The following is a 24,649-nucleotide window of genomic DNA, read 5'->3' as shown; positions in this document are numbered from 1 at the left end:
CATGCTGCGCTTCCTTTCCTGATGCTTGTGGCTGTCGCGACAGACCACGTTCTATCATCAGCTCGAAGCGCAGCACCTTCCCGCATCACCGTCCGAGGATGGGGCGCAAGCCGAATATCCTATCTTTTGAGAAAGGCCGGTGTCGAGGTCATCACCGTCCCCGGCGCCGAGCTCGGACGCGGCCGCGGTGGCGGACATTGCATGACCTGCCCGCTCATCCGCGATCCCACCTGATCCCAACCCCAAAGGCCAAGACCATGCCCGTCAATCTCCACGGACGCAGCTTCCTGACGCTGCTCGACTTCACGCCGGATGATCTCCGGTTTCTCCTGAGGCTCTCCGCCTCTCTGAAGCAGGCCAAATATGGCGGCTACGAACAGCAGCGCCTGAAGGGCAAGAACATCGCCCTTATCTTCGAGAAGGATTCAACCCGCACCCGGACGGGTTTCGAGGTCGCTGCGTACGATCAGGGCGCAAATGTCACCTATCTCGGGCCCACGGGAACCCAGATCGGCCATAAGGAGTCCATGAAGGATACGGCGCGTGTGCTCGGCCGTCTTTACGACGCGATAGAGTATCGCGGCTTCGGGCAGGATCTCGCCGAAGAGCTTGCCCGCCATGCCGGCGTGCCGGTCTACAACGGCCTGACCGACGCGTTCCATCCGACGCAGATCCTGGCCGATTTCCTGACCATGCGTGAATACACGCGCAAGCACCTGTCGGCCGTGTCCTTCGCCTTCCTGGGCGATGCCGGCAACAATATGGGCAACTCGCTCATGGTCGGCGCGGCGCTCATCGGCATGGATATGCGGCTTTGCGGACCGGAACAATATTGGCCCGATCAGCGGCTGGTCGACCAATGCCGTGAGATCGCGGCCCGCACTGGCGCCAGGATCACGCTCACCGAGGACATCGAGCAAGCCGCGAAGGGGTGCGATTATGTATACACGGATGTCTGGGTCTCCATGGGCGAGCCGCAATCGGTCTGGGCCGAGCGCATCGAACGGCTGACGAAATACCGCGTCACCTCCGAAGTCATGGAGGCGACGGGCAACCCGCACGCGAAGTTCATGCACTGCCTGCCCGCCTTCCATAACCGCGAGACCAAGATGGGCGAGAAGATCTTCGAGGAATTCGGCATCGACTGCATGGAGGTGACGGAGGAGGTATTCGAATCCCCCGCCTCGGTCGTCTTCGAGCAGGCGGAAAACCGCATGCACACGATCAAGGCCGTCCTCGTGGCGACGATCGGGGGGTGAAAGATGCTGGTCGTCATCGCCCTTGGCGGCAACGCGCTGCTTAAGCGCGGAGAGCCGCCGACGGCCGGGAACCAGCGCGCCAATGTGAAGCGCGCGGCGGCGGCCATAGCGGAGGTCGTGCGGGCCGGCCATCGCGTCGTGGTCTGCCACGGCAACGGGCCGCAGGTGGGTCTCCTCGCGTTGCAATCGGCCGCCTACAAGCCCGACGAAGCCTATCCGCTCGACGTGCTGGGCGCCGAGACGGAAGGCATGATCGGTTATCTCGTCGAACAGGAGCTTGAAAACGCGCTTCCCCAGGGCCCCCGAGTCGCGACCCTTCTGACGCAGGTCGAGGTCGATCCGGCTGATCCCGCCTTTCGGCACCCGACCAAACCGGTCGGCCCCGTCTATGAAAGGGAGGAAGCAGAGCGCTTGTCGAAATCACGCGGCTGGGCGGTTGCGCCGGACGGGGACAAGTATCGCCGTGTCGTGGCCTCGCCTCTGCCGAAGCACATACCCGACGTGTCGGTGATTAAATTGCTGCTTGAGCAGAATGTGATTGTCATTTGCGCCGGCGGCGGAGGCATTCCGATCGTCCGCCGTTCCGACGGCGGCCTGATGGGCGTGGAAGCGGTGATCGACAAGGACCGGTCGGCGGAACTCCTGGCGCAAGACCTGGGTGCCGACGCGCTGCTGATGCTGACCGATGTGGATGCTGTCTATCGGAACTGGGGCCAACCAGACCAAACAGCAATCCGCAAAGCCGTGTCAGGCGAGCTCGATCCGGGAGACTTCCCGGCCGGCTCGATGCGGCCGAAGGTCGAGGCAGCGAGCGCCTTTGTCAGGGCGACCGGTGGCATCGCCGGCATTGGTGCGCTTGAGGATGCGCTCGCCATTCTGGAACGCCGCGCAGGAACCGTATTCAGTGATCCCGATGATGAATGAGTGGTTTCGAGGATGCGGCGATTTTCGACGGTGCGGATAGGGCTGCCGGGCGCAATGGTGAAAAGGAAAAAGCGGCGGGCGGGTTCGGGTAGCCCCTGGACCATGGACGGGTGGAATTCCGGAGGCGATGCATCGGCCTGCGCCGCCAGACTGCGCCAGACCCGCGCGGCATGCCGGTTTGTCCAGCCAGCGCCGAATCTGCAGGCCGGCAATGGTGAACAGCTCCAGGGCAAGGCTGATCGCGAGGATTTCCATCCCTTGTTCTCCGGGTCGGTAATCGCTGAACCGCTAGGTGTTCAGTCCCGGCATTTGATGGATTGGATCGAGAATGAATCGATCCGGCTCTGAAGTCCATCGTTTGCAGATGAACTCGTAAGGTGTGAGGCCTTTGAGCGTCTTCAGCCTTCGCCCGAAGTTGTATGCATCGATGAAGTCCTGAAGATGCCGGCGCAGTTGGTCATGATTGTCGTAATGGAAGCGCTTGACGGTCGCCTCCTTGATGGTCCGGTTCATCCGTTCCACCTGTCCGTTCGTCCACGGATGGTTGATTTTGGTGAGCCTGTGTTCGATGCCGTTCTCGTCGCAGACCCGGTCGAAGATGTGGTGGAACGCATATTTGTGACGGGCGTAGCTGGTGAACTGGATGCCGTTGTCGGTCAGTACGGTGTGGATGGTGCAGGGCACCGCCGCGACGAGATCGCGCAGGAACTGCGCCGCAATCATCTTGCCGGCTTTGAGATGGAGTTGGGCGAAAGCGAACTTTGATGTCCGGTCGATGGCCACGAACAGATAGAGCTTGCCCTCAGCCGTCTGCACCTCTGCGATGTCGATGTGGAAGTAGCCGATCGGATAGCTCTTGAACTTCTTCCGGACTGGCTTGTCGCCCCCGACATCGGGCAGTCGCGAGATGCCATGGCGCTCCAGGCAGCGATGCAATGATGATCGGGACAGATGCGGGATCGTCGCCTGAAGGGCATAGAGGCAGTCATCGAGCGGCAGCAGCGTATGCTTGCGGAAGGCGACGATGACGGCCTCATCCTCCAGCGATAGCACCGTGGAATGCGGTTCCTTCGGCCCGGTCGGCAAATCGGCAACCGATGTGCGCTTTTTCCATTTCGCCACGGTCTTCTGGTTGATCCCGTAGCGCCTGGCCAGTGTCCTCAGGCTCTCTTGACTATGTTGTATCGCTCGACGGACTGCCGCTGTCGTCGTGGCGCTCCCGTGGTGAACTTGTCCCATAGTGCCTCCTTCCATTCATGGGAAAAGATTGCACCATCAAAATGCGGGATTAAACACCTAGCGCCCCGCTAACGTTCGCGAACTGCCGGGCCGTGTTGATGCCGCACTCCCCTAATGCGCCATGAAAAGTGGCACGGGAACGTCGTCCAGCAGCGAACGCGTAACGCCGCCGAGGATCGCCTGTCGGAAGCGTGAATGGACGAATGCGCCCATGACGAGCATATCGATGGACTCGTCCTTTACGAATTTGCGCAACCTTGCCGACGCATCGTCGTCGATCGCCGAAAGCGTCTCCAAGTGCGGCTCGTAAACGCCGTGCTGAAGGAGGTGAGTGGCAAGATCGGCACCCGGCGCCATACGCGAGAGATCCTTTTCGCCCGTGACGGTGACGACGAAAACGGCGCCTGCCTGCTTGAGGAAAGGCAGGGCGTCGGCCACCGCACGTGCCGAACGGGCGCTGCCGTCCCAGGCAACGGCGATGCGCCGGGGTGCTGCGTTTCCTCCTGTCTGCGGTATGACCAGCACGGGTCGGCCGCTGTCGAAGAGGACATCTTCGATCGCGGCGCGTTGGGCGTTATCCTCGGGCTCGGCGGCATCGAGGATGGTGACGTCGTTCACGCGCGCCAGGCGCACCAGACGACCGGTTCTGGGTTCAAGCGGCGAGAGCGTGTGCTCGGCGATGCACGAGACCCCGGCCTTGCTGACGAGCTCCGACGCACTGCGTGCGGATCGATGGGTGATCTCCTCGAGACGTCCGATCTCGCTCTTGAGGATGGCGGACGCGGATCCGCCGGTGCGTGTGACAGGCACATAGAAGGCGGGGGGCAGGGCGCAGACGGTGAGACAGGCGCCGTGCTTTTTTGCGAGAGCAATGGCGAATTCGAGCGCCGGCGTCGCCGAGAAATCGTCCTTCGCGGCTACGCCCACGAGAATGCATTTTACTTGTTCAGTCATGGTTCTGGTTCCTTGGTTGCCGCCGTCAGTCCTGAATCGACTCGATGTAGGCGATGATGGCGGCGATCTGGTCAGGGTCGGCCACGAACTCCGGCATGTCCGGATGGCCGACATAAATCCCTTCGGCGAAGGCTTCTTCGAGAGCATCGATCGGGTAGCGCTTCCAGAGCGTGTGGAATGCCGGCGCTTCTGGGTGCTTGCTGGCATCGGTCCGAGTTACCGCATGGCAACGCGAACAGTTCGCCTCAACGAGGGCCCTGCCGCGTGCAACTTGGGCGTCCTCGGCCATTGCAGGCCTTGCAACGCTCGCCAGGAGCAGAGCCGTGGTGGTCATGATTCGATACTTCTGTTGCATCGCCGAGCGTGTCTCTTTGTTCCCGCGTAAATTGGCAGATGAGCGCGACCGCGCCTTGACCCGTGTCAAACGGAAACAAATTCGCGACCGCCGCGTGTTCCGTTTCCGTGGCGGCGGTCCCAGCGGCTCGCTCTCCTCGCGCGTCTCGAATCTGAAGTGCAAGTTGACACCGATCAATGTCTCCTCCGGGCGGAGGTGGCATGTCTTTTCGCGAAAGCCTTTTCGTTCCGTGCTGCTGCCCCAGATTTCTGCCGTAAGGAGACTTCAAATGGATGTTGCCAAGACCGACGGCGAAACAGGTCCGGGTTTATCGGAGTTTGAAGCGATCGACCGCTATTGGAGAGCGGCAAACTATATCTCGGTTGGCCAGATCTATCTCATGGACAACCCGCTGCTGCGCGAGCCGCTCAAGCCCGAGCACGTCAAGCCTCGGCTTCTGGGCCATTGGGGAACGACGCCGGGTCTGAACTTCGTCTACGTCCACCTGAACCGGGTCATCCGTGCGCGCGACCTGAACGTGATCTATGTCTGCGGTCCGGGGCACGGCGGCCCTGCGATGGTGGCCAACACCTATCTCGAAGGGACATACAACGAAATCTATCCGGATGTGCCACAGGATGCCGAAGGCCTGAGAAAATTGTTCCGCCAGTTCTCCTTTCCTGGCGGGGTGCCCAGCCACGCGGCCCCGGAAACGCCGGGCTCGATTCATGAAGGCGGGGAACTCGGCTACGCGCTCGCGCACGCCTACGGGGCCGCTTTCGACAACCCCGACCTGCTGGTTGCGTGCGTGGTCGGCGACGGCGAGGCGGAAACCGGTCCCACCGCCGCCGCGTGGCATTCCAACAAGTTCCTCAACCCGGCGCGAGATGGTGCCGTTCTGCCTGTTCTTCACCTGAATGGCTACAAGATCGCCAATCCCACGATCTTCGGCCGGATGGACGATGAGGAGCTGCGCGCTCTCTTCACCGGCTATGGATATGAGCCCTTCTTCGTGGAAGGCAGCGAGCCCGCCGAAATGCACCCGCTGATGGCGCGGACGCTCGACACGGCGCTCGACCGCATCTCCGCCATTCAGCGGCAGGCACGCGATCCGGCGTGGTCGGGAGAGCGCCCTCGCTGGCCCATGATCGTGCTGCGCAGCCCGAAGGGCTGGACCGGGCCGAAAGAGGTGGACGGCAAGAAGGTCGAGGACTTCTGGCGTTCGCACCAGGTGCCGGTTGCCAACGCACGGGGCAATGACGAGCACCGGCGCGTGCTGCAGGTCTGGATGCAGAGCTACAAGGCGCAGGAACTGTTCGACGAGAACGGGCGCCTTCGGCCGGAACTTGCGGCGCTCGCACCTTCGGGGAACAAGCGCATGGGCGCCAATCCCCATGCCAATGGCGGGCTTCTGAAGCGCGACCTCGTCCTGCCGGATTGGAAGGCATACGCCCTCGACGTGCGGCAGCCGGGAGGATTGACGGGCGAGGCCACGCGCGTGATGGGCACCTATCTGCGCGACGTGATGAAGCTCAACGTGGATAATTTCAGGCTGATGGGGCCGGACGAGACATCGTCCAACCGGCTCGATGCCGTCTTCGAGGTGACCGATCGTGTCTGGATGGAGAGGATCGAGCCCTACGACGTGCACCTGACGCGCGACGGCCGCGTCATGGAGGTGTTGAGCGAACATCTCTGCCAGGGCTGGCTGGAGGGATACCTGCTCACAGGCCGCCACGGGCTCTTCTCCTGCTATGAAGCCTTCATCCACATCGTGGATTCCATGGTCAACCAGCATGCCAAATGGGTGAAGGTCTCGCGCGAACTCCCCTGGCGCAAGCCGATCGCATCGCTCAACTACCTGCTCACCTCCCATGTCTGGAGGCAGGACCACAACGGCTTCAGCCATCAGGATCCCGGGTTCGCCGATTTCGTCGCCAACAAGAAGGCGGATACGATCCGCCTCTACTTCCCGCCCGACGCGAACACCCTGCTGTGGGTGACCGATCATTGCCTCAAGACCTACAACCGCATCAACGTCATCACGGCTGGCAAGCAGCCGGCGCCGCAATGGTTGAGCGCCGAGGCGGCCGAGCGTCATTGCAGGGCAGGGGCCGGCATCTGGGAATGGGCGGGCACGGCGGCCGGAGACGAGGAACCGGATGTGGTCATGGCCTGCGCCGGCGACGTGCCGACGCTGGAGACGCTGGCTGCCGTGGACATCCTGCGCTCCGCCTTCTCCGACCTGAAGATCCGCGTCGTCAATGTGGTCGACCTGATGACGATGCAATCGGCGACAGAGCATCCGCATGGCCTTGACGATCAGGTCTTCGATACCCTGTTCACGACGGACAAACCGGTGATCTTCGCCTATCACGGCTATCCCTATCTCATCCACCGCTTGACCTACAAACGCGCCAACCACGACAACATGCATGTGCACGGCTTCCGCGAGGAAGGCACGACCACCACGCCCTTCGATATGGTCGTCATGAATTCGCTCGACCGGTTCCATCTCGCCATTGCCGCCGCCACCCGCGTGACGCGGTTGGGCGGCGAGTCGGACGAACTGGTCGCACGGCTCAACGACAAGCTCGCCGAGCACGCCGCCTATATCCGCGAGCACGGCGAGGACATGCCCGAGATCCGCGATTGGGGGTGGCCCTACAAGACGGCCGCCGAAGCTGGTGACTGATGCCGAATGCCATCCTCGCCCTCAATGGCGGCTCCTCGAGCCTCAAATTCGGTCTCTACGAGGCTGACCTCTCGGGAGAGCCGCGCTCCATTGCCCGTGGAGCAATCGGCCTTGGCGACGTGCGAAGCCTTACGGCCAAGGGACCGGATGGGAGATCGCTTCTGGAGAAGGAGTTTCCGGGTAGTGGCCTTGAAGATCTCATCGGCGAATTGCTCCGCTGGGCTGACAGCTGGACCGGTCAGGGACTTGTTGCGGCCGGCCACCGCATCGTCCATGGCGGCAGCCGGTTCAGCGAGCCGGTACTGCTGACGCCGCAGGTGATCGATGAAGTGGAGAAGCTGAGGCCCCTTGCGCCGCTCCATCAGCCGCGCAGCATCGCCCCTATCCGTGCCCTTACTGCCTTGCGACCGAATTTGCCGCAGGTCGGCTGCTTTGACACGGCTTTTCACGGAACGATCGAGGCCACGGTCAGGCGCTATGCCCTGCCACGGCGCTATGAGGCCATGGCGATCCAGCGCTACGGATTTCACGGGCTTTCCTACGAATACATAGCGTCTCGCCTGCGACAGGTGTCTCCGAAACTCGCGGCAGGGCGGATCGTCGTCGCGCATCTCGGAAATGGGGCGAGCCTGTGTGCCCTGCGCGACGGCAAAAGCATCGACACCACCATGGGCTTTTCCGCGCTCGACGGACTGGTGATGGGCACGCGCTGCGGCGCGATCGATCCGGGCGTGCTCCTTTACCTGCTTCAGGAGGAAGGATTTTCTCCCGCGGAGCTTCAGGACCTGCTTTATGAGGAGTCCGGTCTTCTCGGCGTTTCCGGCATCTCAAGCGACGTGCGGGCGCTTTCCGAAAGCCGCGATCCGCACGCCCGCGAAGCGCTCGAGCTCTTCGCCTTCCGCGCGGCGCGGGAGACGGCGGCACTGGCCAGTACGATGGGCGGTCTCGACGGCCTGGTATTCACCGCAGGAATAGGCGAGCACTCGGCCTCGATCCGCTCGGCCATCTGCTCACGTCTGAAATGGCTCGGCGCAAGGATCGACCACCACGCCAACGAACCCCATGCGGAGCGGATCAGCGCTGTGGACAGCCCGATAGACATACACGTGATCCCGACCGACGAGGAAGTGGTGATCGCACGCCATGTCCTGTCAGCTGTCGAAAGGGCTTAGGCTCGCGGCGGCGCATGCCGGCGACGACCGGTCCCATGAAGGAACAGAAGGCCATGGACACTCTCCAACAGTTTCTGAGGCACACCAGCATTGCCTACTTTTCCATGGAGATTGCCTTCCGGCCGGAAATGCGGACCTATAGCGGGGGCCTCGGCATACTTGCCGGCGACTGCGCCCGGTCATCCGCCGATCTCGACTTGCCGCTCGTGTTCGTCACGCTTGTGTCGCACGAGGGCTATCTGCGGCAGGAGATAGGAAGCGCAGGGGAGCAGGTCGACCATCCGGATCCATGGCGCGTGGAAGACTGGGCCGCGCAGCTGGATTTTATGGTGGCGGTCGATATCGAGGGACGTTCCGTCTGGGTCAGACCATGGCTCTACGTCGTCTCCTGCCCGCTCGGCGGGCGGATCCCTGTCCTTCTCCTCGATACGAGACTCGAGCAGAACTGTCCGGAAGACCGAAGCATAACCGACCGTCTCTATGGCGGTGATGCCGCCTACCGTCTCAAGCAGGAAATCGTGCTGGGGGTCGGCGGCGCGCGGATTCTCGAAGGACTCGGCTTCGAGATCAGGAAGTTTCACCTCAATGAAGGCCATGCCTCGCTGCTTACGCTCCACCTTCTCGCCAAGCAGACTGGAACGGATGTGCCGTTGCAGGGGCGACTGGACAAGGTCCGCGAGGCCTGCGTGTTCACAACCCACACGCCGGTCGAAGCCGGCCATGACAGGTTCTCCTATGGCGAGGTAGCGCGGATCCTGGGGCATGGCCGGCTGGTAGACCCCGACTTGCTCAAGCAGCTGGGTGGCAAGGACGAGCTCAACATGACGCTCCTCGCGCTCAACCTCAGCCGGCATGTCAATGGTGTGGCGGAAGTCCATGCCGAGACGACGCGCCTTATGTTCCCAGGCTACCAGGTGGGCGCGGTCACCAACGGGGTTCATGTCCCGACATGGGCGCATCCATCGTTCGCGGAACTGTTCCAGGGCATTCTTTCAAGCTGGGCCCACCAGCCGGAGCGGCTGACACGCTGCGAGCAGCTGCCCGACGAGGCGATCTGGAACGCGCATCAAAGGGCGAAGCGGGATCTCGTCGCCACGGTGGCGAAGGCGACCGGCCAAATGCTCGATGAGGAGCGGCCGATCATCGCGTTCGCTCGCCGAATGACCGGCTATAAGCGGCCCCATCTCATCTTCACTGACCTCGATCGGCTTCGCGAAATCAATCGGCGCTATCCCTTCCAGATCGTCATGGGCGGCAAGGCGCACCCGCGGGATCAGGAAGGCAAGGCGCTGATCGCCGAGATCCATCGCCATATCCGTGAACTGGCGCCGGAGCTCCCGGTTGCCTTCGTTCCGAATTACGACATGGAGCTGGCCCGGCTCTTTGTGTCGGGTGCGGATGTGTGGCTGAACACTCCCGTGCCGCCACTGGAAGCGTCCGGCACCAGCGGAATGAAGGCAGCGCTCAACGGCATCCTCAATTTCAGTGTTCTCGACGGTTGGTGGAGTGAAGGATGGGTCGAAGGCGTTACTGGTTGGGCCATCGGCGAAGGGGACCGGCTCGCCACGGAACATGCATCCGACTGCCTGGACAAGCTCGAAGGAACCGTTCTGCCGCTCTTCTACGAAAACCGCCCGCGCTGGATCTGGATGATGAAGCAATCCATCTCGAAGATCGGGTCCTATTTCAATAGCCAGCGAATGATGCGACGTTATGGAAGCGAAGTCTATCTGAGCTGATGATCCTGCCCGTCGCGATTCAATGATCTCCGCGTCTCAGTGCTCGCGGAGGTCATTACCGCGTAGGGTTGGCGCGATCACGACATCAAGTACGAGCCCGGCCACACCGCGCACGCCGTCGGCTAACGCCACCACGGCTTGGCGCTCGGCTTCAGACCTGACCGAGCCCCGGAGGTTTACGGCTCCGGCTTTGACTTCGACTTTGACCTGCTCATCGCCAAGCCCGAGATCCTGATGCAGTCGCGCACGGATACTGCGCGCCATCGCCGCGTCGCCAGGCGCAGTGGCATCTGCAGGCGCCGAACAGATCAATTGGAGGAGGTCACGGCGGGAGACGATTCCTACGACTCGATCTCCACGGAGCACCGGAACCCGTTTGATCCTGTGCCTGAGCATGAGCTCCGCTATTCGATTGACGGGTGCATCTTCCTGTACAGCCACAACGCTTCGCGACATGACGTGCCCGACCTTCCACCCATGGCTGTGGAGATAGGCCTGTGCTCTGATCTCCGGCGGTGACTTTTCACCATTCCTTTCGAAGCTGCCGAGCTCGCAGCGGCGAAGCAGGTCCCCTTCCGTGATGATTCCGACCAGCTGGCCATCGTCTGCAAGTACCGGCAGGCCGCTGAGATCTTGATCCACCATGATCTGCGCAGCGCGCTTGATGCTATTTTCGGTAGATACGGCTACGCATGGGGTGGACATCAGGTCCTTGGCTCTCATTTTCTTCTCCACGTATTGCTATTGCCACGAGCAGGTCGCCAGCCGGTGCGAGGAGGCGGGTTGGCTCCGCAGCGCGCGAAGGCGCTCAGCCGCTTGGGCTTCGCTCATTCCGGTTGGCCGCCGCGCCGGCGTGACGACGATCATTTCGATGCCCGTACCTTGCTAGCGTGCCATGAAGACGGGCAGATCCGCTTCCTCGATCATGGAGCGCGTGACACCGCCGAAAATCCTCTGGCGCAGGCGCGAGTGACCGTAGGCGCCCATCACGACCATGTCTGCCGCCATATCTACCGCATGTCTGCGCAGAGTCTCCGCGATGGGCTGACCGCCGCTCGGGAGCCGATCGATGGTGATTTTTGCGCCGTGGTGGGCGAGATAGGCGGCAAGGTCCGTCCCGGGCTCAATATTCAGCCCGTCTTCGGTTGCCTGAGGGTCAATCATCGTGAGATGGACATCCTCCGCACCAATCAACAGTGGAAGGGCTTCACGTGCGGCACGGGTGGCCTCGGGTCCGCTATCCCACGCGAGCAAAACCTTCTTCGGCAGCAAGGTCGCGCCGGCGGCATCGGGGATGAGCAGAACGGGGATCTGGGACTCGTACAGGGAACCCTTCAGAACCATGGTCTTGAGATCTTCGTCGGCGCCGAGTTCCGGGCCGATCAGGGTGACATCGGCATATCGGCTCCGACGGCCGACCATGTCGTCGGTCCGCGACCGTTCGACATATTCGCCGTCCACATCGGCTGAAAGTTCACTCTCGGCGAGAATCGCCGTTATCTCCTCCACGCGCGCATGGAGATGATCGATCTCAGCCTGACGGTCTTGCAGCCAAGCTTCTGACATCACCGCGGCGTATTCGCTGGTTGGCGGCGGGACGGCAATCGAAAGCACCAGGACTGCAAGATGGGCGTCGATCTGTCGGCACAGATCAATCGCCAATCGCAAATCGCCATCGGAATGCTCGACACTGATCACGCTCAATACAGTCTTGAAGATCATCACACGCTCCTTGGATGCGGAATTTCCGCCTTGTCGCTTTCCTTACCGCGAATGAGCGGAGCGCCCTTTGCGCTGGATCAAGCAGCGCACTCACCGGTGCTGCGGAGGCGATTGACCCTGATCAAGGAGGAAGGTCTCGGAACGCGGAAGGATGCGCCAACACATTACCGTTTGGAGAGACGCTATGACTGTCACAACCGCTCACCTGGGTGAAAAATTCCGCCATGTGAGGCTCGAGCTTGGGCGCGAAAAAGGCCACCCGCAGGGTGATCGTGCTTATGGATACGATCTTGTCGTTCCGCTCGAAGACGCCGGCAACCTCGATGCGAAGGAGTGCGTGAAGCACCAGGCGAACTGCCGTGTGCGCCGTTTCCGCCCCGGCGAGGAGGATCTCGTGGGGCGCCTGCGCCGCAAGCCGGGCGGCCAGTGGTATCTCGATTACGGCGAGGGCGAGGACGACGATGAACTCGGTTTTCGCTTCAGCGACGAACGGTTCGTGGCCGGCGAATATGTCTCGATCCTCAGCGACGGCGTGATGCACACCTACCAGGTGAAGCTGGTGGAAAAACTCTAAGTCTCGAATCTGATCTGCGGCAATGCACGACAGGCGATCGTCCTCCCCGGAGACGGCCGGCACTGGCAATTCCGTCGGGTCCTCGGGTGAGAGCGATATGCGCCAGCAAAATACCAAAGCGGAAAAGAACGGAACGCCAAAGTCTGTGACCGTAATCGAGCGGATGGATTCGAGCGCGGCCAGGATGCTGGTCCTCGTGGCCGCCGCCGCCCTGGGCGTCTACCTCTCCTATCGGCTGGCACTGCCATTCCTCCCGGCACTTGTCTGGGCGGTCGTGCTCGGCGTCCTCATCGCGCCGGTCCAGCCGAAACTCGAAATGCACCTAGGCGCAAACATCGCCGCATTCGTCTCGGCGTCGGTTGCGGCCTTGGTCGTGATGCTGCTTCTGTTCTTCATCCTGCAGCAGCTTGTCAGGGAGGCTGCCGATGGCGCCATGAACATCGAAAACGCGCTGCGGTCGTCCGACTGGCAGAGCATTATCAATGGCGTACCGATACTCTCCACGATTGCTGTATGGCTCGGGGAGCGTCTCGATCTCGCCGGGATGATGAGTCGAATCGCCCAGTGGCTCACCGCACAAAGTGCAACGCTGTTGCGCGGATCCATCAATCAGGCAATCGTGCTTCTGCTCGTCTTCTACATGCTCTTCTATTTCCTGCGCGATCGGCAGCTTGCGGTACGCGCCCTAGGGGATTTCTCGCCGCTGAACAGCGACGAGACGGCACATATCATCGCCCGTTTGGTGGATACCGTGCATGCCACGATTTTCGGGACCCTTATGGTAGCCGCGGTTCAGGGCGCTCTGGGCGGACTGATGTTCTGGTTGCTTGGTCTGCCGGCTCCCGCGTTCTGGGGGCTGGTCATGGGTCTCCTCGCGATCGTGCCCGTGCTGGGTGCATTCGTGGTCTGGGTCCCCGCGGCCATATTTCTTGCCGCAGAAGGCGAGTGGGTGCGTGCTCTTGTTCTGGCCGTTTGGGGCGGCGTGATCATCGCCACGATCGACAATCTCCTTTACCCGATGTTCGTCGGTAATCGGCTGAAGCTGCACACCGTTCTGGCTTTCATCGGCGCTGTGGGCGGCATCATCCTGTTCGGCGCCTCCGGGCTTATTCTCGGGCCAGCGACGATTTCTATTACGTTGGCTCTGATCGCAGTCCTGAAGGGCCGCTTCCAGGGCGAGCCCTTGTCGATGATAGACCAGTCGACCGACACTCAAGACGTAGGTCAACGTCCTGAGTCATAGGAGTAGGCACAGATGCCAGGCCGCACACTGAAGGCGGCTACCGTAAATTGAGGGTGGCGATCGTGACGCCGGGCTCTGAAGGGTGGGGTGCCTGCTTGAAGCCGAACTCCCTACCCATCGCGAGCATTTTCGTGTTCTCACTGAGGATGAAGCCTTCGATGACACCCAGTCCGTCTGCCCGTGCATAGTCGATGAGATGCCTGAGGAGAGCCCAGCCCAGGCCTCGGCCCTGCAGGTCGGTGCGGACGAGAAGGCCGTACTCGGCTGTTTCCTTGTCCGGATCCGACGACAAGCGCACGATGCCGGCAAGTTCGCCGGTCTCCTTTCGCAGAGCGACGAAGGCGATTTCCCGCTCGTAGTCGAGTTGCGTGAGCCGCAGAAGCATCTCATCGGGAAAATGCCGGCGCGGGGCGAGGAAGCGGAACCTGATGTCCTCCGGCGATACCTTGGCGAGGAAGGCGGGATAAAGCGACACATCCGCCGGCTTGATGGGGCGCAGGCAATATTCCTCCCCCTTCAAGACGACGTCCTTTTCCCAAGCGGCAGGGTAGGGCCGGATGGCGAGGGCCGGGTTGGGGCCGGCGTGTTCCACATCGTTCGGTTCGATCTCGATGCGCGCATCGAGCGCGATGATGCCTTCGCTGTCGGCAAGCAGCGGGTTGATGTCCATCGAGACGATGCAGGGGAAATCGACGATCAGTTGCGACAGAGCGTTCAGCGCCCGGACGATGGCTTTGCGATCGGCGGGAGGCCGGTCGCGATAGCCGGCGAGCAGCCGGCCGATGCGCGTGCGGTCGATCAGGTCGCCGGAAAGCACATTGTCGAGAGGGGGGAGGGCGATCGCGGTATCGTCGAGGATCTCCACGGCCGTGCCGCCCGCGCCGAACAGCACCGTCGGGCCGAAAATGGGGTCGCGGCCGACGCCCAGGATGAGCTCCTGCCCTCCCTTCCTTTTGACCATTGGCTGCACGACGAAGCCATCGATCTTTCCGGCGTCTCCGGTCTGCCGCAAGCGCTCTTCGATTTCACGGACCGCCGCGACTGCGGCTTCGGGCGTGGCGATGTCGAGCACCACCCCGCCAACGTCCGATTTGTGGCTGATCTCCTTGGAGAGGAGCTTGACGACGACCTTCGCCGAGTTCCTGAGCAGGCGTTCGGTCGCCTTTCCCGCTTCCTCGCCCGTGCGAACGATAACCGTCTCAGGAACCGGGATCCCGTATGCCCCGATCACTGCCTTGGCTTCAGGCTCGGTGAGCATGCGCCGATCTTCCGAGGCGGCATGCCGGAGAATATCGAGGACAGCTTCGCTATCGCCACGCAGGTCTTCGCCGCGGCTCGAGGGCACGCGCATCAGGACCTTCTGCGCTCGCGACCAGTCGCTGAGGTATGAGACTGCGGCCGCCGCCGCCGCGGGAGTCTCAAAGCTTGCGATGCCCGCCTCCTGCAGGACGTGGCGGCCTTCCCGCGCGGTTTTCTCGCCCAACCAGCAGGTAAGCACCGGCTTGCCGTTGATCATTCCCTCTCGTGCAAGCCGCGCAACGGCCTGCGCCGCCTCGGCCGGGGAGGCAAGTCCCGTGGGACAGTTCATCACCAGCAGCGCGTCGGTTCCTGAATCCTCGGCGACCACCGATACGGCGGCGCCGTAGCGTTGCGCGGGCGCATCGCCGATGATGTCGACGGGGTTGGCGCGCGACCAGTTCGCGGGTAGGGCCTTGTCCAGCTTGTCGACGGTCTCCTGCGAAAGCACGGCAAGCTCCGCACCCAGATCCGCCAACCTGTCGACGGCGAGCACGCCGGCGCCGCCGCCATTGGTGATGATGCCCACTCGCGACCGCTCGAGCTTGGGGAAGCGGGCGACCGTTTCCGCTGCATCGAAGAGTTCGCGGAGGCCGTGCACGCGAAGGATGCCGGCGCGGCTGAGCGCTGCTTCAACAACCTTGTCAGAGCCGGAAAGGGCGCCGGTGTGGGTGGTTGCTGCCTTTGCCCCGGCGGCATGCCTACCTGATTTGACTGCAATGACGGGCTTGAGGCGCGCCGCCGCGCGGGCCGCCGACATGAACTTGCGCGGGTTGGGAATGCTCTCGAGGTAGAGCAGGATGGCGCGTGTCCTGGCGTCGCCTGCAAGCAGGTCGAGATAGTCGGCGACATCCACATCGGCCATATCACCCAGCGAGACGACGTGCGAGAAACCGATCCCTTCATCCGCCGCCCAGTCGATGAGCGTTGTCGCGATCGCTCCCGATTGCGACAGGAGCGCCAGGCCGCCCGGCTTCGGGTTCATATGGGCGAAGCTTGCGTTGAGCTTCGCGGGCGGAACGATCAGGCCCACCGTATTGGGTCCGATAACGCGGAAGAGGTATGGCATCGCCGCGTCCAGCATGGCCTGGCGCAGCCCGTTCTCGCGCGTCAGGCCGGCGCTGATCACCACAGCCGTGCGCGTCCCCTTCTTTCCCAGCGCGCGGATGATGCCCGGGACCGCCTTGGGCGGGGTGGCGATAACCGCCACGTCGGGTGCTGCCGGCAACTCATCTGCATTTGCATGGCAGCGGCGGCCGTTGATCTCCCGGTATTTCGGATTGACCGGCCAGATATCGCCCTCGAATCCACCCGCGATGATATTCTCAAAAACGATCCGGCCAACGGAGCCTTGCCGGATGGAGGCGCCGAAGACAGCCACTGACTTCGGATCGACCGCATGTTCGAGATTGCGAATGGTCATGGAAAGCCCGCCTCTTGTTAACCAGCCTAGTTCTAGCGGCACCGCAGCACGGTAGTCTCGCGCATGATCAAGGGAAAAGTAACTCCGTCCGATTGTTCCCGACTGCTGGCGTTTGACGCCGGTCAAGGCGATGCCTGGGTCGGGGCGTATTGTTTCGGTAGATTCCAAACCAGGAAGCATCATGACCAGACGCATCGTCATCGTCCAGGGCCACCCCGACTCGGACCCCCGCCGCTACTGCCGCGCCTTGGCTGATGCCTATGCGGAGGGCGCGGAGGCGGCAGGCCATGAAGTGACCAGGATCGACCTTGCAAGGCTCGATTTCCCGCTGCTGCGCACGCAGGAGGATTTCCTGCACGGCTCGGTGCCGCAGGAACTTGAGCCTGCCAAGGAAGCGATCCTGCGGGCCGAGCACCTGGTCTTTGTCTTTCCCCTGTGGCTTGGAACGATGCCCGCCCTGCTCAAGGGCTTCCTCGAACAGATAATGCGGCCGGGAGTGGCCTTCGCTTATGGCAAGCGCGGTTTTCCCGAAACCCTCCTCAAGGGCCGCTCGGCGCGGATCGTCGTCACCATGGGCATGCCGGCCTTCTTCTATCGCTGGTGGTTCTTCGGTCACGGGCTGCGCGGCATGCGGCGCAACATCCTCAAATTCGTGGGGCTCGGCCCGGTGAAGGAAACCCTGTTCGGTATGATCGAGACCGCCGGCGACCGGAAGCGGCGCAAATGGCTCGATCAGATGCGGCGGCTCGGGGAACGGGCAGCCTGAACCTCATACCTGTGGCGTTCTTCGTGGCTCGAAGCGCCAGTGCACCGTATAAGCCATCTGAAGATGGGAGGGGCGTTCGTGCAGCCTGACGTCGGAGCGATTCCGCTGATTGCGCTCGACGCGGTGGCTTTCGACACGGAGACCACCGGCCTCGACACGCGCACGGCGCGCGTCGTTCAGATCGGGGGTGTGGCGATCGCGCGTGGCGCGGTATGTCCGGACCAGTTCTTCGAAAGCTTGGTCGATCCGGGGATGCCTGTCCCACCTGAATCAACGCGCATCCACGGCATTACCGACGCAATGGTGCGCGAGGCGCCTGCTTTTGCTTCCACCTGGCGCAGTTTCGAGAGGTTTCGCGGCGGGCGCCCGCTGATCGGCTATGCCATCGGCTTCGATCTCGCCATCATAGAGAGGGAAGTGGCGCGTGCCGGAATCCAGTGGAAGCGGCCGCGGACGTTGTGCGTGCGAACGCTGAGCCGCATCGTCAATCGCGATCTGCGCGACTACTCGCTCGAGGCGCTCGCTACCTGGCTCGGGTTCGAAATCCCAGGCCGCCATCAGGCGCTGGGCGACGCCGTGGCCGCGGCGAAAGTGTTCACCGGCCTCCTGCCGAGGCTGCAGGCCATGGGCATTCGTACATTTGCCGAGGCGGAGCGAGCCTCCCTCCAGCTTGCAAGGGAGCAGGACGAGCAGGCACGGGCCGGATGGGCGGATTCTGTCGCACGGCCGGGCCGGCAACCCTTTGCCGCGATCGACCCCTTCGCCTACCAGCATCGCGTCGGCGATCTCATGGCCACGCCTCCTATCGTAGTCTGCCATGAAACACCGCTCCGCTCGGCGATCGGGCTGATGGCGGAAAGGCGGGTGGGCTCCGTCCTGGTCTCCGACGCGGGGGAGGTGGGACGCCCCGCGGGTGAATACGGCATCCTCACTGAGCGTGACGTGCTTCGCTTGCTGGCGGCCGACGGCGGGAAGACTTTCGAGCGCCGCGCGGGCGAGTTTGCCAGCCGACCGCTCATCAGCATCCGCGCGCAGGCCTTCGCCTACCGCGCGATCGGTCGCATGGACAGGCTTGGGATTCGCCATCTCGGCGTGCATGACGAGAAGGACGCGCTCATAGGGGTCATATCTGCGCGTGATCTCCTGCGCCTGCGCGCAAGTGCGGCAATCCAGCTCGACGATACGATCGACGCCGCAAGCTCTGATGCCGAAATGGCCGCCGCCTGGGCGTCCCTTCCCTCTGTTGCGTCGGCGCTGCTGGCAGAGAAGATCGAAGCGCGGACCGTCGCGGAGATCGTCAGCGAGGAACTGCGTGCCATGACGCGCCGAGCAGCGATTCTTGCGGAGGAGGAAATGAGGATTGCCGGCCTGGGTGATCCGCCATCGCCCTATGCCGTACTGGTACTCGGTTCGGCCGGGCGCGGCGAGAGCCTGCTTGCCGCCGACCAGGACAATGCCATCGTTTTCGAGCGGGGCACGCCGGGCGGGCCGGAGGATCGGTGGTTCGGCGCGCTTGGCGGGCGGATCGCCGCCATTCTCGATACGGCCGGGATCGCCTATTGCAAGGGCGGGGTGATGGCAAAAAACGAGGAATGGCGTGGCTCGCTGGATCTCTGGAGGGAACGCATCAGCCAGTGGATGCGCCGTTCGCGCCCGCAGGACCTGCTCAACATCGATATCTTCTTCGATCTCGCCCCCGTGCATGGCGAAAGAAGGCTCGGCGAGATCCTCCTCGAGGACGCCTACTCATCTGGGTATAGGGACGCTGCGTTTCCGCTGGTGCTCGGAGAACGGCTTGCCAATCCGCCCACGCCCTTCACGCTGTTCGGCGGATTGCGGACGGAGGAAGGCCGGATCGATCTCAAGCGCTACGCTCTTTTCCCTCTTGTGTCTGCCGCGCGGGCGCTGTCGATCCGCCACGATATCCGCGCGCGCTCCACGAAGGCGCGCCTGGAAGGTCTCCTGGAGCGGCAGATCGGCAGCGAGGCGGCAATGCGTCGTGTGCTCGCCGCACACGAGCTCGTACTCTCGCTGATGCTTGCGCAGCAGGGCCGCGACCGGCACCAAGGGGTGCCGCCGTCCAACGCGGTCGAGATCGCCACCCTTCCGCGCGATCGCAGGGGGGCACTGCGGACAGCGCTGCGGGATCTTCAGATCGTTCCTGAGCTCATGCGCGACCTGATGTGAGCCGGCCTACCGCGTGGTATAGCCGCCATCGACGAGATGATAGCTGCCGGTGATGAAGCTCGCGCGATCGGAAAGCAAGAAACAGGTGAGCGCCGAGACCTCCTCCGGCGTGCCGAGCCGGCCGATGGGATGAAGGCCCGCGAGCTGGCCGAGGACTTCGTCGTCAAGGTTTTTCGACAGAAGCGGCGTGTCGATGAACGCTGGCCCGACCGCATTGATGCGCACGCCTTGTGCCGCATACTCCATCGCCGCCGTTTTTGTCAGGCCCAGCAGCGCGTGTTTCGCCGAGACATAGGCGCAGGCATTCGCAAATCCCACCGAACCGAGGATGGATGCCATGTTCACGATGGCGCCGCCGCCGGATTTCAGCATCGCTGCGATCTCGTATTTCATGCCATAGAAGACGCCATTCAGATTGACATCGATCACCTTGCGCCAGCCGTCGAGTGGATAGTCGGCGGTCGGTTCGCTTGGGCCGCCGATCCCGGCATTATTGACCGCCAGATGAAGGTCACCGCACGTGCGAACGGCAAAATCCACCATGCGCTCGACCGCCTCGGGATCGGCCACATCCACTGCAAAGGCGTGCGCGTGCCCCCCGTTCGCTCGGATTTCTTCCACGATCCTGCTTGCAGAATCCTGCTCCAGGTCGGCAACGACTACCTCGGCGCCTCCTGTGGCCAGCTCGCGAGCGATTGCGGCCCCTATCCCCGAGCCGGCTCCTGTGACGAGCGCGACCTTGTGCTTGAATTCACCATTCATCCCGAGCTCCTGTGTTAGAGAGCCAACTTGGGTGAAAAGGCGGGGTGGGGTCTTTGACCTTCATCAAAGTGGGCAGGCTATTTGCGATCGTCGAGTTTGCAGGGCACATCTTGCCGCATTGCGGAATGGTGGCGAATTCCCCGAAGCCGTCCTATTGTAACGTCCGATAATCAGAACGCTTTCATCGGGGCGGCAAGTGATCTTCCAGGGAATGGATCAGACGTGGTTCTTGCTGCTCGTGCCGGTGGCGGTTCTGGGCGCCGCTATCTGGGGAGGAAGGCGCGCGGGCCTCCTGGTCTTGGTCGTCGGTGCCGCCTTTCTCGCGGCAGGCGCGGCTCGGGCGATGGCGGGCTTCAACGCCATGCCGGCGCTTTTGTCGTTTTTGTTCTCCGCCGCGTTGGTCTTCGTCGGCTCCGGCTACCGTGACGCCAGGAAATTCGCCCGTGGCGCCCAGGAACAGCTCGATGCGCGTGAAGCCCATCTTCGCTCCATTTTGGATACGGTACCGGACGCGACGGTGGTCATTGATGTGCGGGGCACGATGATCTCTTTCAACCGGGCCGCCATTCGCCAGTTTGGATATACGGAAGCCGAAGCGGTAGGGCAGAACGTCAAGGTCCTGATGCCGGAGCCATATCAGGGCGAACATGACGGCTACATCCACCGCTACCTTACGACCGGCGAGCGACGGATCATCGGGATTGACCGCGTCGTCGTCGGACGGCGGAAGGATGGCTCGACCTTCCCTATGAAGCTTGCGGTGGGGGAGATGAAGAGCGGCGGCCAGGTGTTCTTCACCGGCTTCATCCGCGACCTGACGGAAAGGGCAGAGTCGGAGGCCAGGCTGGAGGAAATCCAGGCGGAGCTTGCGCGCCTGGCGCGTCTGAACGAACTGGGAGAAATGGCCTCGACCCTTGCGCACGAGCTGAACCAGCCGCTTTCGGCCATTGCAAACTATGTGCAAGGGTGCAGCCGGCTTCTGAAGGATATGGACGATGCGCTGTCCTCACGCATGCGCGAGGCGCTGGACGAGACCGCGCGCCAGACGTTGCGCGCCGGCCAGATCATCCGCCACCTGCGCGAGTTCGTCACCAGGGGTGAGACCGAAAAACAGCCGGAAGACCTCCACAAGCTCGTCGAGGAGGCCGGCGCGCTCGCTCTGGTCGGCTCGCGCGAATTGGGCGTGCGAACGGTGTTTGATTTCAAATCGGGCCCGAAGGTGGTTCTGGTCGACCGCGTGCAGATACAGCAGGTATTGATCAACCTTATGCGCAACGCCATGGAAGCCATGAAGGAAAGCGAAGCCCGCGAGTTGGTGGTACGAACCATGCAGGGCGAAGGCGACGAAGCGATGGTGGAGGTTTCCGACACGGGCTCAGGCGTGCCGGACGACGTGGTGGCACAGCTTTTCCAGCCATTCGTCACCACCAAGCCCGGCGGAATGGGAATAGGGCTCTCCATATCGAAGCGGATCATTGAGGCCCACGGGGGCGAACTGATCATGCAGCGGAACGAGAAGGGTGGGGCGACCTTCCACTTTACCCTGCCGGCCGGAAAAGAGCAGGAGCCGGAAAATGAGTGGTGATGTCGTAATCCATATCGTTGACGACGAGGAGCCTGTCAGGAAATCGCTGGCATTCCTCTTGACTATATCGGGACACGCGGTGCGCGTGCACGACTCGGCAACCTCCTTCCTCTCCGTTGCCGGGGAACTGAAGAACGCCTGCCTCGTCACCGATCTGCGCATGCCGGACATGAGCGGCGTCGACCTGCTCAGACGGTTGCACGAGGAGCACGCAATGCTGCCCGCCATCGTGATTACGGGACATGGGGACGTTCCGATGGCTGTTGAGGCAATGAAGGCCGGCGCGCTCGATTTTATCGAGAAGCCGTTTGAGGACGAGGTTCTGCTCGACGCAGTGGCGCGCGCCATCGCCGAGCTCAAAAGGAAGCCGCGGGAGCAGGATGACATTTCGGCCATACGCCAACGGCTCGGCCAGCTCAGCGAACGGGAGAGACAGGTCATGGCCGGGATCGTCGCCGGGCTCCCCAACAAAACCATCGCCTACGACCTAACCATCAGCCCGCGAACGGTCGAGGTCCACCGCTCGAACGTCATGGCGAAGATGAACGCCAAGAACCTGCCAGAACTTGTGCGCATGGTTTTGGCTGCGGGCAACGAAAGCCCCTGAGGCGCCCTTGGTAGGCTTGATCCAGCGCAAGGCGGTTTAGGCTCCTGTCGGTGCATTATTGCCGACAGCCTGAGAAGGCCCGTTGTCCCAAGAAGCAGATCGAATTGCCCACAAATGCCAAAATCCTCGTTGTCGCGCCGGATCCGGATTTCCGGCGTTCACTGGCTTTCGTGCTGGAGGCCGAGGGCTGCCGCGTGAACATCGTGGAGCGGTTGCCCGACCTCGACACATTGTCGGACCGTTATGATTGTCTGGTGATCGACCACCGATCGATACCGGCGGCGGCGCAGAGCGGAACATTCTTGGCTAGCATGCGCACACCTATGGTGGTTCTGGTCAGCCACGCGCAGGACATGGTCGCCAGAGGCTTCGAACGGGTGGTGGTGAAACCCTTCCTTGGTCACAAGCTGGTCGAAGCCGTGCGCGATGCCCTGAAGCAGGAGCCGCAGCGCGCCATGCCTACGTAGTTTCCCTTAGGATATAACCGAATTTCTTCGATCGGCGTTCCAAGGCACTGATGATCCGACAAGATCGGAGATCATCGAGATGCTCGCTTCCAACGCCGTGCAAGTCCCTTCAAGAACAACCAACCGGGGCGCTCCCGCCGCTCAACCGAGAATAGCTGCGTGCATTGCGCCGCCGGCCTTTGCCGCCTCGCAGCCGCATCAGGTGGTCCTCTATTCGCCCAATGCGGAAATCTATGGCCAGGGCGAGCGGGCCGCCGCGCTCTACCAGGTGGTGTTCGGCGCGGTCCGCGTCTATCGCCTTCTTTCCGATGGCCGGCGGCAGATCAGCGCTTTCCATGTGGCAGGCGATGTCTTCGGCTTCGAGGCGGATGGCCACCACCATTTCTTCGCAGAGGCGATCTGCAATTCCGCGATCCGCATCTATCGCCAGCCGATCGGTGCGGATGTCGCGCGCGAAATCCTTCCCGTCGCGCTCACGGCGCTGATCCGAGCGCAGGAGCATCTGCTGGTGATCGGGCGCCAGAACGCCGCCGAGCGCGTCGCCGCCTTCCTGCTCGATCTGTTCGAGCGTCAAGACGGCTTGCCGCAGGTCGAGCTCGTCATGTCACGGACCGATATCGGCGACTATCTCGGCCTGACGATCGAGACTGTCTCGCGCGTTTTCTCGAAGTTCCGCGAGAAGGGCTACATTCGCCTCCAGGGCGTGCGCACCGTGAATCTCGTCAAGCTGGAAGCGCTGCGCGCTCTCTGCGTCTGAATAGCTGGAGTCCTTTCAGGACGCTGCCGGCGGACTGTCTAGGTAGCTGTATGGCGGCCGGGAAGAGGACGGCGAGGGGACATTCCCAAAACGACACTGAAGTCCGCCAGACGACCTGAACCGCGCCCGTAACACCTCATCTCTGCACCATCAAAGCAAGGAGAACCGTTGTGAATCGTTTGCAAGGAAAACCCGCCATCGTGACCGGTGGAGCCGTCGGAATCGGTCGCGCCTGCGTGGAGCGCATGGCCGGGGAAGGCGCGAAGGTGGCGATCTTCGACCTACTTGAGGCGGAAGGCACGGCGCTCGCCGCCACGCTGACGGCGCAAGGCCATGAGGTTGCCTTCTGGAAAGTCGATGTGGCCGACGAGGCGGCGATGAAGGACACGATCGATGCAGCCGCCGCACGCTTTGGGGGCTTGCAAGTCATGGTCAACAATGCGGGCATCTCAGGCACACCCAAACAAACCGATCAGGTAACCGAGGCCGAATGGGACCGGGTGCAGGCGGTGAACGTGAAAGGCGTGTTCTTCGGCACCAAGCACGCGATCCCGCATATGCGTAAGGCAGGAGGCGGGGCGATCATCAATCTGTCGTCCATCGCCGGGCTGATCGGCGTGGGCGGCATTGCGCCCTATCATGCCTCCAAGGGCGCGGTGCGGCTGATGACCAAGAACGATGCGATCACCTATGCGCCCGAGGGGATCCGTGTGAATTCGATCCACCCCGGCTACATCTGGACGCCCATGGTGGGGAACCACCTGCGCGCCACCTCGGACGACCTCGAGACCGCCAAGGCGGCCGCCGGGTCGGCTCATCCGCTGGGTCATATGGGGGAACCCGACGACATCGCCTGGGCGGTGGTCTATCTCGCCTCGGACGAGGCGAAGTTCGTCACCGGCGCCGAGCTGGTGGTGGACGGCGGCTATACCGCACGGTGAGTC

At 62.6% G+C, this 24,649-nt stretch carries 21 protein-coding genes and 1 pseudogene; 15 read left to right on the top strand and 7 right to left on the bottom strand.

The features are described from left to right. The 3 genes from N1058_RS22355 to arcC form a co-directional block, all read left to right on the top strand. On the top strand, positions 1-234 hold a 234-nt coding region (locus N1058_RS22355; protein WP_265519799.1), incomplete at its 5' end, for an arginine deiminase family protein. A 23-nt stretch (positions 235-257) separates the two neighbouring features. Beyond that, on the top strand, positions 258-1,259 hold the full coding sequence (gene argF / locus N1058_RS22350; RefSeq protein ID WP_265519798.1) for an ornithine carbamoyltransferase: 1,002 nt from the start codon (positions 258-260) through the stop codon (positions 1,257-1,259). 3 nt (positions 1,260-1,262) lie between these two features. After that, entirely contained in the window at positions 1,263-2,183 is a 921-nt protein-coding gene (gene arcC, locus N1058_RS22345; RefSeq protein ID WP_265519797.1) for a carbamate kinase, read from the top strand. Positions 2,184-2,471: 288 nt separating this feature from the next. Here the strand turns inward: arcC and N1058_RS22340 are convergent, their stop codons facing one another. The 3 genes from N1058_RS22340 to N1058_RS22330 all read right to left on the bottom strand — a co-directional run bounded on the left by N1058_RS22340 (position 2,472) and on the right by N1058_RS22330 (position 4,710). Continuing rightward, complete coding sequence (locus tag N1058_RS22340) at positions 2,472-3,422, bottom strand: IS481 family transposase (RefSeq protein ID WP_265519796.1); 951 nt, start codon at positions 3,420-3,422, stop codon at positions 2,472-2,474. Between the two features lie 111 nt (positions 3,423-3,533). After that, on the bottom strand, positions 3,534-4,376 hold the full coding sequence (locus N1058_RS22335; protein ID WP_157016718.1) for a universal stress protein: 843 nt from the start codon (positions 4,374-4,376) through the stop codon (positions 3,534-3,536). Between the two features lie 25 nt (positions 4,377-4,401). Beyond that, positions 4,402-4,710, bottom strand: a complete 309-nt coding sequence (locus tag N1058_RS22330; RefSeq protein ID WP_265519795.1) for a c-type cytochrome — start codon at positions 4,708-4,710, stop codon at positions 4,402-4,404. Positions 4,711-4,999: 289 nt separating this feature from the next. Between N1058_RS22330 and N1058_RS22325 the strand changes: the two genes are divergently transcribed. From N1058_RS22325 to glgP, 3 genes are read left to right on the top strand one after another with little or no spacing between them, the layout of a single operon-like run. Next, the gene (locus N1058_RS22325) at positions 5,000-7,405 is read left to right on the top strand and encodes a phosphoketolase family protein (RefSeq protein ID WP_265519794.1); all 2,406 of its coding nucleotides are present in this window, start codon (positions 5,000-5,002) and stop codon (positions 7,403-7,405) included. Then, on the top strand, positions 7,405-8,577 hold the full coding sequence (locus N1058_RS22320; protein WP_265519793.1) for an acetate/propionate family kinase: 1,173 nt from the start codon (positions 7,405-7,407) through the stop codon (positions 8,575-8,577). Before N1058_RS22325 ends, N1058_RS22320 begins: the two co-directional genes overlap by 1 nt. Positions 8,578-8,630: 53 nt before the next feature. Beyond that, entirely contained in the window at positions 8,631-10,316 is a 1,686-nt protein-coding gene (gene glgP / locus N1058_RS22315) for an alpha-glucan family phosphorylase (RefSeq protein WP_265519792.1), read from the top strand. A 36-nt stretch (positions 10,317-10,352) separates the two neighbouring features. Here the strand turns inward: glgP and N1058_RS22310 are convergent, their stop codons facing one another. Continuing rightward, positions 10,353-11,039 (bottom strand): CBS domain-containing protein, encoded by a 687-nt coding sequence (locus tag N1058_RS22310; protein ID WP_265519791.1) that lies wholly within the window; start codon positions 11,037-11,039, stop codon positions 10,353-10,355. Between the two features lie 162 nt (positions 11,040-11,201). Further along, a complete protein-coding gene (locus tag N1058_RS22305) occupies positions 11,202-12,038 on the bottom strand; it encodes a universal stress protein (protein ID WP_265519790.1) in 837 nt (278 codons plus the stop codon). 184 nt (positions 12,039-12,222) lie between these two features. On the opposite strand from N1058_RS22305, the gene N1058_RS22300 reads away from it, so the two are divergent. Continuing rightward, entirely contained in the window at positions 12,223-12,612 is a 390-nt protein-coding gene (locus N1058_RS22300) for a hypothetical protein (RefSeq protein ID WP_265519789.1), read from the top strand. Between the two features lie 97 nt (positions 12,613-12,709). After that, entirely contained in the window at positions 12,710-13,855 is a 1,146-nt protein-coding gene (locus N1058_RS22295) for an AI-2E family transporter (RefSeq protein WP_265519788.1), read from the top strand. A 37-nt stretch (positions 13,856-13,892) separates the two neighbouring features. Here the strand turns inward: N1058_RS22295 and N1058_RS22290 are convergent, their stop codons facing one another. Further along, positions 13,893-16,574: a bifunctional acetate--CoA ligase family protein/GNAT family N-acetyltransferase gene (locus N1058_RS22290; protein ID WP_265519787.1), complete on the bottom strand. Its 2,682-nt coding sequence runs from the start codon at positions 16,572-16,574 to the stop codon at positions 13,893-13,895. A gap of 181 nt (positions 16,575-16,755) precedes the next feature. Between N1058_RS22290 and N1058_RS22285 the strand changes: the two genes are divergently transcribed. Next, entirely contained in the window at positions 16,756-17,340 is a 585-nt protein-coding gene (locus N1058_RS22285) for an NAD(P)H-dependent oxidoreductase (RefSeq protein ID WP_265519786.1), read from the top strand. Between the two features lie 78 nt (positions 17,341-17,418). Continuing rightward, on the top strand, positions 17,419-19,527 hold the full coding sequence (locus tag N1058_RS22280) for a DUF294 nucleotidyltransferase-like domain-containing protein (RefSeq protein WP_265519785.1): 2,109 nt from the start codon (positions 17,419-17,421) through the stop codon (positions 19,525-19,527). A gap of 6 nt (positions 19,528-19,533) precedes the next feature. Here N1058_RS22280 and N1058_RS22275 read toward each other — a convergent pair whose 3' ends face one another. Then, positions 19,534-20,289 carry an SDR family NAD(P)-dependent oxidoreductase gene (locus N1058_RS22275; protein ID WP_265519784.1) on the bottom strand — a complete coding sequence of 252 codons (756 nt, stop codon included), beginning with the start codon at positions 20,287-20,289 and terminating at the stop codon, positions 19,534-19,536. 466 nt (positions 20,290-20,755) lie between these two features. On the opposite strand from N1058_RS22275, the pseudogene N1058_RS22270 reads away from it, so the two are divergent. From N1058_RS22270 to N1058_RS22250, 5 genes and pseudogenes are all read left to right on the top strand, one after another. Further along, positions 20,756-21,874, top strand: a pseudogene (locus N1058_RS22270) (PAS domain-containing sensor histidine kinase); the annotation flags it as partial. Continuing rightward, positions 21,864-22,481, top strand: coding sequence for a response regulator FixJ (gene fixJ / locus N1058_RS22265; RefSeq protein WP_265519783.1), 618 nt, complete (start codon positions 21,864-21,866; stop codon positions 22,479-22,481). The pseudogene N1058_RS22270 and the gene fixJ, both read left to right, overlap by 11 nt. A gap of 104 nt (positions 22,482-22,585) precedes the next feature. Next, positions 22,586-22,948: a DNA-binding transcriptional response regulator gene (locus N1058_RS22260; protein WP_265519782.1), complete on the top strand. Its 363-nt coding sequence runs from the start codon at positions 22,586-22,588 to the stop codon at positions 22,946-22,948. A gap of 79 nt (positions 22,949-23,027) precedes the next feature. Next, the gene (locus N1058_RS22255; RefSeq protein ID WP_265519781.1) at positions 23,028-23,705 is read left to right on the top strand and encodes a helix-turn-helix domain-containing protein; all 678 of its coding nucleotides are present in this window, start codon (positions 23,028-23,030) and stop codon (positions 23,703-23,705) included. 170 nt (positions 23,706-23,875) lie between these two features. Further along, positions 23,876-24,646: an SDR family NAD(P)-dependent oxidoreductase gene (locus tag N1058_RS22250; RefSeq protein WP_265519780.1), complete on the top strand. Its 771-nt coding sequence runs from the start codon at positions 23,876-23,878 to the stop codon at positions 24,644-24,646. Positions 24,647-24,649: the final 3 nt, after the last annotated feature.

The organism is Nitratireductor luteus (genome assembly GCF_026162365.1).
Taxonomy (GTDB): domain Bacteria; phylum Pseudomonadota; class Alphaproteobacteria; order Rhizobiales; family Rhizobiaceae; genus Chelativorans; species Chelativorans luteus.
Note: the sequence above shows the minus strand (reverse complement) of the source record. Positions and strands in the feature narration are given on the sequence as shown.

Coding starts and splice junctions, on each gene's coding strand:
- N1058_RS22290 (WP_265519787.1), bottom strand. CDS start 16,574: ATGACCATTCGCAATCTCGAACATGCGGTCGATCCGAAGTCAGTGGCT.
- N1058_RS22330 (WP_265519795.1), bottom strand. CDS start 4,710: ATGACCACCACGGCTCTGCTCCTGGCGAGCGTTGCAAGGCCTGCAATG.
- N1058_RS22295 (WP_265519788.1), top strand. CDS start 12,710: ATGCGCCAGCAAAATACCAAAGCGGAAAAGAACGGAACGCCAAAGTCT.
- N1058_RS22305 (WP_265519790.1), bottom strand. CDS start 12,038: ATGATCTTCAAGACTGTATTGAGCGTGATCAGTGTCGAGCATTCCGAT.
- N1058_RS22255 (WP_265519781.1), top strand. CDS start 23,028: ATGCTCGCTTCCAACGCCGTGCAAGTCCCTTCAAGAACAACCAACCGG.
- fixJ (WP_265519783.1), top strand. CDS start 21,864: ATGAGTGGTGATGTCGTAATCCATATCGTTGACGACGAGGAGCCTGTC.
- N1058_RS22275 (WP_265519784.1), bottom strand. CDS start 20,289: ATGAATGGTGAATTCAAGCACAAGGTCGCGCTCGTCACAGGAGCCGGC.
- N1058_RS22325 (WP_265519794.1), top strand. CDS start 5,000: ATGGATGTTGCCAAGACCGACGGCGAAACAGGTCCGGGTTTATCGGAG.
- N1058_RS22335 (WP_157016718.1), bottom strand. CDS start 4,376: ATGACTGAACAAGTAAAATGCATTCTCGTGGGCGTAGCCGCGAAGGAC.
- N1058_RS22340 (WP_265519796.1), bottom strand. CDS start 3,422: ATGGGACAAGTTCACCACGGGAGCGCCACGACGACAGCGGCAGTCCGT.
- N1058_RS22320 (WP_265519793.1), top strand. CDS start 7,405: ATGCCGAATGCCATCCTCGCCCTCAATGGCGGCTCCTCGAGCCTCAAA.
- glgP (WP_265519792.1), top strand. CDS start 8,631: ATGGACACTCTCCAACAGTTTCTGAGGCACACCAGCATTGCCTACTTT.
- arcC (WP_265519797.1), top strand. CDS start 1,263: ATGCTGGTCGTCATCGCCCTTGGCGGCAACGCGCTGCTTAAGCGCGGA.
- N1058_RS22310 (WP_265519791.1), bottom strand. CDS start 11,039: ATGAGAGCCAAGGACCTGATGTCCACCCCATGCGTAGCCGTATCTACC.
- argF (WP_265519798.1), top strand. CDS start 258: ATGCCCGTCAATCTCCACGGACGCAGCTTCCTGACGCTGCTCGACTTC.
- N1058_RS22285 (WP_265519786.1), top strand. CDS start 16,756: ATGACCAGACGCATCGTCATCGTCCAGGGCCACCCCGACTCGGACCCC.
- N1058_RS22300 (WP_265519789.1), top strand. CDS start 12,223: ATGACTGTCACAACCGCTCACCTGGGTGAAAAATTCCGCCATGTGAGG.